Origin of the sequence: uncultured Nostoc sp. (assembly GCF_964245575.1) — a bacterium.
Classification (GTDB): domain Bacteria; phylum Cyanobacteriota; class Cyanobacteriia; order Cyanobacteriales; family Nostocaceae; genus Nostoc.
The window spans coordinates 6,280-14,839 of record NZ_CAXTNP010000046.1; the positions used below are offsets into that span (position 1 = coordinate 6,280).

The 8,560-nt window shown below is 40.9% G+C and carries 5 protein-coding genes; 2 read left to right on the forward strand and 3 right to left on the reverse strand.

Features of this window, described 5'->3' with window-relative positions; all coding sequences use genetic code 11:
* Positions 1 to 494 precede the first annotated feature (494 nt).
* Complete coding sequence (locus ACFFAP_RS10135) at positions 495 to 1,277, forward strand: ABC transporter ATP-binding protein (protein WP_375511091.1); 783 nt, start codon at positions 495 to 497, stop codon at positions 1,275 to 1,277.
* 98 nt (positions 1,278 to 1,375) lie between these two features.
* Here the strand turns inward: ACFFAP_RS10135 and ACFFAP_RS10140 are convergent, their stop codons facing one another.
* Both ACFFAP_RS10140 and ACFFAP_RS10145 read right to left on the reverse strand, forming a co-directional pair.
* Positions 1,376 to 2,554: a hypothetical protein gene (locus ACFFAP_RS10140; RefSeq protein WP_375511092.1), complete on the reverse strand. Its 1,179-nt coding sequence runs from the start codon at positions 2,552 to 2,554 to the stop codon at positions 1,376 to 1,378.
* A 546-nt stretch (positions 2,555 to 3,100) separates the two neighbouring features.
* The gene (locus ACFFAP_RS10145) at positions 3,101 to 3,763 is read right to left on the reverse strand and encodes a GIY-YIG nuclease family protein (RefSeq protein WP_375511093.1); all 663 of its coding nucleotides are present in this window, start codon (positions 3,761 to 3,763) and stop codon (positions 3,101 to 3,103) included.
* A gap of 124 nt (positions 3,764 to 3,887) precedes the next feature.
* Between ACFFAP_RS10145 and ACFFAP_RS10150 the strand changes: the two genes are divergently transcribed.
* Positions 3,888 to 4,817 (forward strand): carbohydrate ABC transporter permease, encoded by a 930-nt coding sequence (locus tag ACFFAP_RS10150; RefSeq protein ID WP_375511094.1) that lies wholly within the window; start codon positions 3,888 to 3,890, stop codon positions 4,815 to 4,817.
* A 293-nt stretch (positions 4,818 to 5,110) separates the two neighbouring features.
* Here ACFFAP_RS10150 and ACFFAP_RS10155 read toward each other — a convergent pair.
* Positions 5,111 to 8,560: translocation/assembly module TamB domain-containing protein (locus ACFFAP_RS10155; protein WP_375511095.1), on the reverse strand; the 3,450-nt coding region annotated here is incomplete at its 5' end.

Here is an 8,560-nt window from a genome sequence, read left to right on the forward strand (position 1 = left end):
CAGCAAGTAAAAAGGCATATTGCTTTCTCAAAATGCTTGATTGCTTTCTCATTTCAGTATATTCAGCAAGTAAAAAGGCATATTGCTTTCTCAAAATGCTTGATTGCTTTCTCATTTCGCTAGATCACACACTCATTTTAGTGTTTTGGGCAAGCAAACGGCACATTGCTTTCTCATTTGAGTAATTTACGCAGTAGCGATCGCAATTCGATTAAATGGATAAAGCCAAGCTAAATCAATGTGTCTAATTGAATTTAACCAGGTATAAGGATGCTAAATAATCTGACTTTTCACAGGAAGTCCTCAAGCCCGGAAAAAATGTGGCTTTTTCCATAGGTTAATTATCAATAGCTCTGAGTTAATGAGAATAACTAACGGAAAAATCAGGGTTTGAGAACCCTCCAAATGACCTTATCCACATTCCGTGAAAAGTCAGGCTAAATAATCCACTCAAATCCTGTAAAATTAAGTTTCTCATTTTTGAATTTCAGCAAATGCCACTCGAACTGCAAAACCTCACAGGCGGTTACACCTTAGTACCAATTGTTCAAAATATTAACCTCACTCTGCAAACAGGAGAGTGGTTGAGTTTAGTTGGTGCAAATGGCTCAGGTAAATCTACTTTACTCAAATTGCTGAGTCGTATTCTCTCCCCACAGCAGGGAACAGTGCTACTTGATGGCAAAGCAATTCATTCTCAACCTCCAAATTTAGTTGCACAGAAACTGGCATTATTACCGCAACAACAAACGGTTCCTGTTGGCTTAAGTGTGCGACAATTAGTCAGCTTAGGACGCACGCCACATCAACCTTGGTGGCAATGGGAATTAACCGCCGAAGATTGGGTGAAAGTGGAAGCTGCGATTGAAAAGACGCAATTAGAAAAATTTAGCGATCGCTTAGTCGAACAACTCTCAGGTGGTGAAAGACAACGCGCTTTTTTAGCTCTAGCACTAGCGCAAGAACCAAAAGTTTTACTATTAGATGAACCGACAACTTTTTTAGATATCAACTATCAATTGCAACTATTGGAACTACTTAAAGAACTGAATCAGCAGCAGGGATTAACTATTATCACAGTTTTACACGAACTGAATTTAGCAGCCCGGTATAGTTCGCGCATTGCATTATTAAAACAGGGTCATATTTGGGAAGTTGGTACACCTGAAGAAGTTCTCACACCAAATGCGATCGCTCAAGTATTTGGTGTGGAATCTGTGATTATTCACACACCCGTTGGTTTACAAGTTTGTGCTATTTCTGCTGTACCCTGTTAATATTCTGATTTTGGGTAAGTAATTAGGCAAGGATATTTACAATTGTGTCTTGATGTCATGTTGTTAAAAAAATCCGATTTTTTATTAATTTGTTTACCTTATGTAGCAGAAATATAGAAATAGTAATCAGTGTTATCTGCTTGCGGTTCAATCCTTATGTAATAAGTACCTGGAGCCAATGAAGTTTGAAATGTATCGGCTGATTTAAGTAATTGATTTACATCAGAATTGCTAAGACCTAAACCATCAGGAATGGGTATGTTTGTCGAAGATGATTTTGTAATAATAGGTCTGTCGAATTCATAAGAGGTTGTAGAATTTATAACCTGACCTTGACTATCCAGTATTTGCTCAATTACGCTTCTAGAATAGCTAAAGTTAATTATAGAAACTGTACTAGCTTTATCTAAATCAAGCCGATAGTAGTCATTAGAATCAGATGAACCAACGGAATCAAATACATAAGTAAAATTTGAGTTTACTGAGAGTTGCCGAGCAGTGCTTAATGTGTTTCCAGCATAGTCGCTAGAACCAGGGCGTCCTTCATACTGCCCATAATAGTTAAAGTGTTCCAGCAACTGAATGCCATTTAAAGAAGCTAAGTCGGGGTTGTTTGCTTTATAATAACCAACATCAAAAAATGGTGAACTCTTACGCCCTTCATTCAGACCAAAAATTTCAAAATGCTCTAATAACTGGCTATTACTAAAATTAGCTAAGTCACTGTTATTAGCTCGATAGTAGTTGAAGTCAATATATGGTGAAAACTGACGCCCTTCATTTAAACCATAGATTTCAAAGTGGTTCAACAGTTGAGAGTTATTTAAAGAAGCAAGGTCAGGGTTTAAATCTCTATACAATCCCAGATTGTCATTAGATAATCCCAAATTGAAAATTGGAGAAAAGTAGCGACCTTCAGCAATCCCATTGTTTTTAAGATGATTAAAGAGTTGCTCATTGTTCAAGCTAGCAATATCGCTGTTGTTAATGCGATAGTAGTTGAGGTCAACAAGTGGAGAGAAACTACGTCCCTCAGCTACCCCATTATTTTCCAAATGATCTAACAATTGGCTATTGTTGAGGTTTGCAAGATCAGAATTACTAGCCCGGTAGAAATTAAAATTAATCAGTGGTGAAAACGGGCGACCTTCATTTAGACCAAATGTCTGGAAGTGGGAAAGAAGTTGGGTATCTGTGGTTAAACCTGCTATTGCTAAGTCTGGATTAGCAGCACTATAGAAATTCGCATCAAACACGTCTGTGATACTTAGAGACATTTAAAACCTCTTGAATTTATGTGTTTATACTTTTATCATCAATTATGATGCTATGGTGTCAATCTATAATATGGTGTATTTGTAGAGGTAATCGACCACGGGGCGATCGCAAATTGTAAGACAACGAAACCCTTTAGCAGAAGGGAGTTATGCAGACAAGATGCTTATTAAAAAAGGTAGATAAATAGGTATAACTCTTGGAGTTAAGCAGCATTTATTATCAGGGTAATTGAGCGCCATTTTGGACATACAGTTTTGGCAATACACTCAATACGGTTCGGTTAAGCCCAAAAAATAAAAATGTGTAGGTTGGGTTAAGGAACGAAACCCAACATATTGCAGGGTTTGTTGGGTTTTACTTCGTACCTCTACGGGGATCTTGCTACAATCCAACCTACAAATATTCTTAAGCGCACTGTATTGGCAATACACTTACTTTAAACTCTTTAGTCGTTTGGTTGAAATACGCAGTGGGGGCGCACATCTACCTGTGTGCCCCCACTGCATGGGCACTATGTCAACACAGACAACTAATTTAATTGACACCTAAGACCTGGTTTCCTGTGTCTGGGCGTCAATAATTACACTCCAGTCATCATTTGTCACAGCAGCTTCAAGTTGACGCTGACGTTCGGCTATACTCGCATCTATTGTTTCTGACTCTTTAGAGAGGGTTGTGTCAGCCATTGCTTTTCGCAGTTTTAGCTTTTTCTCCTCGTAGGCTTGACGTTCCGCCTCTGACATTACCGCCTTTGCAGCTTCGCCTACCGTACTAGCCCACATATCGCTTTCAGTTGCATTACCAGGTGGTGTGCTTTTGAGTTCTGCTATCCACGCATCTCGTAAATCTTCCATTTCTTGACGCTTGGGGAACTTGAAGGCTTGCACACGTACAAAAGCACACTTTTGCTGACCATTTTGGCTGACATGACCGTTTAAAGAAAGCAACACATTCCGAGAATAGCCAATGTACTGCATACAGCGTTCTGCGTCCAATACTGCATAAACACCTGCAATTTTAGCGTTCTGAGCAGCTGCACTCCAAGCCTCAAGGTTAATGATTTCAGTACCATCGTTTGCCAGTTCAGGGGTTATACTCACCTCAGTGGCGGTGTGTTCGTCGTCAGAACTATACAAAAATTCATGCAGTCCACGGTGGTTTATGGGGACATTTTGATGTTCAATTGGCGGGTTGTGTTGAGTTTCCATCGCTGTTTATCTCCAAGTTATTAATTAGCGCTACGCAAATATATCCCTTTAGAATATTGAAGCTCAAATCTACTTACATCCCCAAATTCTTGCTGACAAAGCCAAAACAACTATTAGACCTTCTATGAATCAATTAACACCTAAAAATTGGATATTCATCAAACAGCGACTGACCCCTTATTTATTTTTACTACCCGCCTTAGTTCTTTTGGCGTTAACAGTCTTTTGGCCTGCACTGCAAGCGTTTTACCTCAGCTTTACCAGCTACGAAGATATTGCCCAGCCGCCACAATGGATAGGTTTTGCTAACTTCTTCAAGCTTTGGAAGGATGCAGTTTTTTGGAAAACCTTGGAAAACACTTTTTTATATCTTGTGGGTGTAGTCCCAATTTTAGTAATTGCTCCCCTAGTGCTGGCAATTTTGCTAAATCAGAAACTGCGGGGGATGAATTGGTTTAGAGCAGCGTACTATACCCCAGTGGTAATTTCAATGGTGGTTGCGGGAATAGCTTGGAAATGGCTGTATGCAGAAAACGGATTACTGAATCAGTTGCTGAAAGCTTTAGGCCTTTTTCCAGAAGGTATTCCTTGGTTAACTAGCCCAGAAAAAATTTTTGGTATTGTACCAATTTCTCTTGCTAGCGTTATGGCTGTCACCGTGTGGAAGGGACTAGGCTACTACATGGTGATTTATTTAGCGGGGTTGCAATCAATTCCTGCTGATGTGTACGAAGCTGCTGCGATCGATGGTTCTGATGGTATCAGCAAACATTGGGATATTACCATACCCTTGATGAAGCCGTATTTAGCACTAGTGGCGGTGATTTCAGCTATTTCTGCCACTAAAGTGTTTGAAGAAGTATACATTATGACCCAAGGCGGCCCACTCAGTAGCTCAAAAACGATTGTTTATTATCTATATGAGCAAGCTTTTATTAACTTGGAAATTAGCTATGCTTGCACAATTGGTTTAGTGCTATTTTTAATAATTTTAGGATTATCAATTTTGCGATTAGTTATCAATCAAGAGGGGAACGATAATATCACAATCTGATTTAATTGGGCTAATGGATTTATGAGGATATAAAACTTTTGATACCAACAAGAATAATTTTCAAACATCCTCTTATACCAATTCTTTATGAAGATGCACAGAATATTAAACGAACCGCCAAGTACGCCAAGAGCGCCAAGAATAGAGAGTTACTCATTTAGTGCAGCTTCACATTAAATTGGTATTAGAATTGAATGTTGAACAGGTATGACAAGCTATTGATAATGATAAGCAAGGAGAAGAGGGAACAGGAAGTAATTCGTAATTCGTAATTTAAAATTTAAGAGATTTTTTTAAAACCGCGTTTGATACTCCACTACTGCACGACTATCATCGGTTAAGTTAGTGGAAGCACGAACACGAAACTTATCGTTTATCCGGTAATTAACACCCCACTGGAAGGGGTCATTTGTTGTCAAAATTTTGATGCTGGAAACGGATATTTTTGAAGAAATATCAACCCCAGCCTCTGCTGCTAATTCTAAAGTTGAACTGCTTCTTCCAGCTTCCGGATTATCAGAAATAACGGTAGGAAATATCCGCAGTTCACTTAAGCCAAAAGTACTCCCAATCTGGTTAAAAGCTGACTGAAAATTGTTGAACACAGCCGAACCTGCGATGTTAATTAGACCCAAAGTACTGTCACCTCGTCCTTGGGTGTCTATAAACCCACCTCCTAAAAGAGCCACAATTTCGGTTTGACTACGTGACGGAGTACTTGTTAGTTCTAGATTTTCATTTAGTTTGCTGGCTAGACCGTTGATAGTGGCTTCGACTCGAACACTCTCTAAGGCTGATAAACCTGTGGTATTTACCCGGCTGAAGTCATTACCTTGGGTTACGTCCAGCACCTTGGCATATAGCCGAATATCTAAGTTGGGGTCGCGGGGTTGAGAGGGACTAAAAGTTGCGGTGTGTGTATAGCCACGAGCAAGGTTAAATTGGGTAGTAAATAAATTCACCCCACCTTGTTCTAACCGAATAGTACCATCGGGTATTGGCTGATTGATTGAGCCGTTAACTATGAGATTACCAGTTGCGCGGAAGCTGAGAATAGGAGGACGGGTAATTTGGACGTTTTTACCGAGTTCTAAATCTAGATTATTAAATCTAGCAATCGCATTTCCCGTCCCATTCTTAATTTCAGGTTTACTCTGCTTATCGGCTTTGGTGGGTGATACGCCAAAACCACTATTTGCAGATGAAGCGGTGCTGGTAGATTCTGCCAGCAATACCTGACCATTAAATAAATTTACTTTACCGCCAATTACTGGGTTCAGGGCAGAACCAGTAATCTGTAAATTGCCGCTAGCACCTCCCAGGTAAAGTCCCTTCAGATTTAACGCTAGCTGATCAAGATTAACAGTTAAGGGATTATTAATAGTGTTGTCATTGTTGAAAATGGGTATTTCTCCAGCAGCTTCTACCTTCCCATGACTAAATTTACCCTGAAGATTTTCTACTAAGATGGTGTCAAAATTAAACAGCACTCTACTTGTAACATGTCTCAGCTTACCTGGCAAAGCCTGGGCTGAAAAAGTAGCATCATTAATAGTAGCAGTTCCATCTACTTCGGGTTTTTGCAATGTTCCGCGTACCTTAAGGTCTACTTCTCCTTGACCTTTCTCAAATACCACTTGATTAGTCAATGCGTTTAACAGCGCCAATCCCTCATTTTCTAACTTCACATCTAAATTGATTTGATCGCTGTCTGGTGCCACGGAAGCAAAAGGCAATTTATAAGGGATACTACCAGTAATATTAACAGGTTTAGGCCCAGCAACTGCTACAGTACTACCAAAGTTTAAGCGTCCGTTGGCATAGCTGAAACTTGCGATCGCTGAGTCTATTTTGTTCTGATTCAATAATCCTTCTGTGATTTGCAATTCCCCTCTAGCTTGGGGATTAGCAATACTACCTGCTAAAGCTGCTGTCCCGTTAAGATTCCCTGTAATTCCAACTGGCAGTTTGACAAAATTATTTAGTACTTGTACTGGCAAATTATTCACCCGCAACTGACCAGATTGTTCATCACCGCCAACGTTACCCGTAAAAGCAATCAACCTGTTTGCAGATTCAAGCCGTAAAGGTCGCAAACTCAAAACACCGTTTTCAAAGTTGCCTTCGGCAATCACTTTGTCGGCAGTATAAAAACGATTCCGTTCTTCCTTTTTACCCCAGGCAAAGTCTTGTCCATTCAAATTAAAATCCACTGATAATCCATTGGCTGTAGCTGTATTTACAGCCACTTCCCCATTGAAAGTCCCCTTTAAGTCTGCCAAATCCGGTATTGGAGTGGAATTAAGTCGCTGTTCTTCCTGTTCTGCCACCAAAGCTTCAATTTCAGAAAACCGTTGGATTTGGGTGAATAAGGGTTCATTTGGCGTTCCTTGGGGGGTGGTGGTTAGATCCGTTGCTGTACCGTAGATTTCTGCTGAACCACCTGGCAAATTTTGTAAATCAAATACCTGTGCTACAGCTAGAACATCTTGGATCTCTCCCTGGTTGACGTTCAGTTTACCTTGTAGTTGAGGCCCTTTAGGGCTTTGAGCAAAAGTACCGACAAGAGCGTAGCTACTTTTGTCTTTGACAAATTCGCTACTGGTGACCGTACCTTTACCATCACTGTAGCGGAATTGAGCAGCTATTCGATCGCCGCGAAGCCGGCCAATTTGCGGATTAGCGATCGCTAAATTCCCCGTAGCTGCCAATGTCTGCTGATTAAATAGCAAATCCCCAGTTAACAAGCCAGCTATCTTACCAGTACCCAGTCGAGTAATTGCTGGTGGAGTCAAATTCAATATTTGTAAGGGGAAATTTGCAAGTTTGAGCGCCCAATCATTCCCTTGAACATTACCTATAGCTGATGCTTGCTGCCATTTTACTAAGAAGGATTTCGGGCGATTATTAGCATCTAAATTAAACGCAAGGCGATCTCTGTCGAGAAGCCCCTTCTCTACGAGAGGCTTCGCCAACGGGTCTACGCTATTTCCTGCCAAGTTCAAATTTAACCCGCGTCCCTGTACTGAATCGATGTTTCCAGTTAACAACGGCTCAAAAGCAATATTTTGAACAACCAAGTCTCGTAAATTAATTTGCCCTACCACATTTGGCAAGGGCAGCTTACCAGTGATTTGACCATTAAAATCTACTCTCCCCGCCACAGCAACCTGATTAGGAAGATTGATCGGTAACTGTTTTAAGTTGTAATTCTGCGCTTGGACGTTGAGATTTAGGGCAGTAATTTCCGGTATACCTGCTGTTCTTGCATTGGCTAATATGTTACCAGTAACACTTAAACCGGGAGCAGTTGCTCGTTCAATGGTCAGCCTTTCACCACTCCAAGCGATCGCAGCCGTCAGAGGTCGCTCAAGACCAGGGATACCTTGGGATAATTGCACCTGTCCAGCAGCACGCACATCAGCTAATTTGGATGATCCAAGGGTGCCAGCTAATTGCAACTGACCGCCAAACTTACCCCGCAATTGCTGATTTAACCGATTTAATTCCAAACCGTCAGCATTAACTACAGCTTGATAGCGACCATTTACTAATTGGATATTAGAAGCTGCGATCGTTCCACCTGCAAGATTCACCCGTCCCTGACCACTGGCTTGGATAGTTTGCGGTTGGAAGGACTCAACAGAACCCGCCACGTTTGCTTGACCAGTTAACGTCCCTCGAAACTGCGGTGGTACTGCTGCTAACTGCTGTAACGGGACATTATTTGCTTGAACTTGCGC

Excerpts from the sequence above, each read along its gene's own strand:
- ACFFAP_RS10135 (WP_375511091.1), top strand. The coding sequence starts at position 495 with ATGCCACTCGAACTGCAAAACCTCACAGGCGGTTACACCTTAGTACCA.
- ACFFAP_RS10140 (WP_375511092.1), bottom strand. The coding sequence starts at position 2,554 with ATGTCTCTAAGTATCACAGACGTGTTTGATGCGAATTTCTATAGTGCT.
- ACFFAP_RS10145 (WP_375511093.1), bottom strand. The coding sequence starts at position 3,763 with ATGGAAACTCAACACAACCCGCCAATTGAACATCAAAATGTCCCCATA.
- ACFFAP_RS10150 (WP_375511094.1), top strand. The coding sequence starts at position 3,888 with ATGAATCAATTAACACCTAAAAATTGGATATTCATCAAACAGCGACTG.